The sequence below is a fragment of the Haloferax sp. s1 genome (assembly GCF_058382125.1).
Window position 1 is genome coordinate 1 of sequence record NZ_JBZRPK010000290.1, and the last position, 2,727, is coordinate 2,727.

General features: G+C 54.3%; 2 protein-coding genes. Both read right to left on the reverse strand.

Going from position 1 to position 2,727, the window contains the following annotated elements; translation table 11 throughout:
* A partial coding sequence (locus tag QT222_RS03030) for a DUF8724 domain-containing protein (protein WP_491476262.1) occupies positions 1-707 on the reverse strand: 707 nt, incomplete at its 3' end.
* Between the two features lie 2 nt (positions 708-709).
* Positions 710-2,632, reverse strand: a complete 1,923-nt coding sequence (locus QT222_RS03035) for a helicase-related protein (protein ID WP_491476263.1) — start codon at positions 2,630-2,632, stop codon at positions 710-712.
* Positions 2,633-2,727: the final 95 nt, after the last annotated feature.

Below are 2,727 nucleotides of genomic sequence, written 5' to 3' on the forward strand. Positions count from 1 at the left end.
CCGCTGACCAGATTGAAATAGTGTGGCTGGTAGACGTTGCTGCCCCCGGGAACGTTGAACGACAGGAAGTTCCTGTCAAGGTCACAATTGCTCCCGCATTGCTGGCTTCGTTCCTCCCGGTTCCCGCAGCTCATACAGACCCAGCGGAAGTTCTGCAACCGCTGGCTCCCTTGCGTTTCAAGCCGCCCCCGTGTCTGACCACACGAACCCGGCCCCGGTTTACGGTGCGGCTGTGTCTTGCGTGACGGTGCGAGTGACTCGACTGATCCACATTCGTGGAACCCGACGAACTGCTCCTGTGAGATGTAACCGTCACAACCTGATTCATCACACACCATCTCTTTATTCCTGAATGCGAGCTGGTTAGGCGACTGGTAGAAATGGGCGCGCCCACACTCCTCACAGGAGAGTAATAGCGGGAAGAATTCTGTTTTGACCTTCGTCGGCTTCAGGAGGTTGTAGGAGTCTGGAAACTCCGGGAATCCCGTAGTACCAAGCGAATTTGACTCCAGATTCCATTGACTGACACGCCGAATCACCTGTTCGCCGATATACTGTCGGTCAAGTTCGTCGGCAGCTTCTCCCTGAATCCGGACGACTCGATGGATTCCGAACCCACGATCGTAGTCGAAAGTGCTTGCTGGCAGATGGTTGAACAGGACCTGGGCTTTCCCACGCCCCATGTAATTATCTTCATTCTCGGACATCGTTATCGTCCCTCCAGTGTCTCGAACAGCGCGTTGTTGTGCCAGTCGTCCGGGATTAGTTTGATTTCGGCGTCGATATCTCGGAGACTTCGCATCGGGCCGTTGGCAAGTGCTTCTCCAGCGAAATCTGTCCGGGCCCCCTCGAGAGTGGCCAGCATACGATCGAATTCCTTTTCCAGCATCTCCTGGAACGTATCCGGAATCTCGCCACTGAGGTGCCGACCATAGGAAAGCTCCAGCAATTCAAGCACATCGTCTTTCCCGGTTAAACCGGTTGCCCGGTAGTCGTCTTTCTCCTGCACCTCATTGTTTTTGATCGCCCTGACGAAGGGGCGAACCTTATCCGAGAACCAGAAGTATTCTCCAGTCTGGTACATCCACTCGTTGTAGAGCCAGCCAAAGAACATCCCGGCGATGGTCTTTTTCACACTGTTCTGGCTCCATCGATTCACTGGGACAGGCTCCACGAGGCGGTCGAGGAACTCGTGGTACTTGTTAAACATGTGATAGTGACTCTGGTCACGCTCGCGACTCGGATTGAAACAGAGCAGTACGAGACCGGGATGCTTGCGCCCCGCTCGGGAGCTCGACTGGATGTATTCAGCTGTCTGACGCGGCATGCCGAAGAACACCATGTAGTTAAACCGGTCAACGTCGACGCCGTGGCTGATCATGTTCGTGGCCGTGATCATATTCAGTCGTTCACGGAAGTCGTCCGGTGGATTCTCGAGGTTGTCAAGGATACCCTCGACGTCGTCGAATAGGGTGTCACCAGTCAGCTCATCAGAGAGTGGCGTTCGAAGCCCGTCGCCCCGCAAGTAGTCGGCCATCTGGCCATCAATCGAGCGGACCAGCGGGTTTTTCTCTTTCTTACTGATGGTGTAGGCTAGGCTGGTTTCATACTTTTTCAGGAGGTCGAGGAACTCATCGTTCGATGTTGTTTCCTCGAAGCCGAGCTCCTCGATGAGTTCGTGTGGCTCAGTAGCGTCGTGAATCTCCCCACGGAGAGTCTCGATTTCCCGCGTGTAATGATAGAGAAGATCGATGACAGCGTTGATGTGGGTCTTCCCGTGTGGCAGGACGCCACAGAACTGGCGGCGGGTAGTATCCTCGGTTTTGGCGTAGAAGTTCTCGCCGAGGAACGGCCCTTCGGTCGGGAATCTCTCGGCCTTCCGGAGATACAGTTGCTTGGTCTGCTTTTCATATTCTTCGATGGTTGCGGTGGCAGCTACAATCTTGGTCCGCTGCAACCCCTGTTCCTGCTGGTACGCATCGACAAATGTCTCGTAGTGACCATCGAACGTCCCAAGCGACTCTTTGAGTAGATGCAGCTCGTCCTGAATCTGCATCGTGGGCGAGATGTCAGTTGGGTTCCCAAATGGAGTGTCTTCGAGCGAGATCAGTGTCTCATCCGGGTCATTCGTCCCCGCGTTATCACTATGACAGGCGTACTTTTCTGTACACTCACCGAAACTGGCGAATCCGTGGTCCGGACACCAGTGGGTCATTTTTCCACCGTACAGATGCCCAGATTTCCGCTCGTAGTTCACCGCCGCGATCTTATCGATAGTTCCGACGATGAAGGTTGGCGCATACCTGTAGAGTTCGTTGTCGACGACATGGATGGGCAATTCATTGCGTGCGAACACTTGGTATTCTCCCTCGGTATCGAGCGACCGCTGCTGCCACTCACACGCATCGGGATCGTTCGTGCAGCAATGGGCCAGCCGGAAGTTATCTGTCACTTCGACCGAGACGGCAGCATCACAGAACGGACAGGACGAGATGACCTTCGCCTCCTTTCGTTTGTCTTCGCTATCCCGATAGCGATTGAACATCCGAATATATTCATCATCACTTTCTGGATTCTTGACGTAGTTGGAGAGCTTGTTCGGAGTGTTGGCTGATCCAACGAGGTAGCCCATACTGAACGACATTTTGTCGTCTCCACACAGGCCGGGTTCGGTTGTCCGAATCACCTCTGCATACATGAGCAGTTTGGCCAGCCGCTGTGTCTGCT

Coding starts and splice junctions, on each gene's coding strand:
- QT222_RS03035 (WP_491476263.1), bottom strand. CDS start 2,632: ATGGGCTACCTCGTTGGATCAGCCAACACTCCGAACAAGCTCTCCAAC.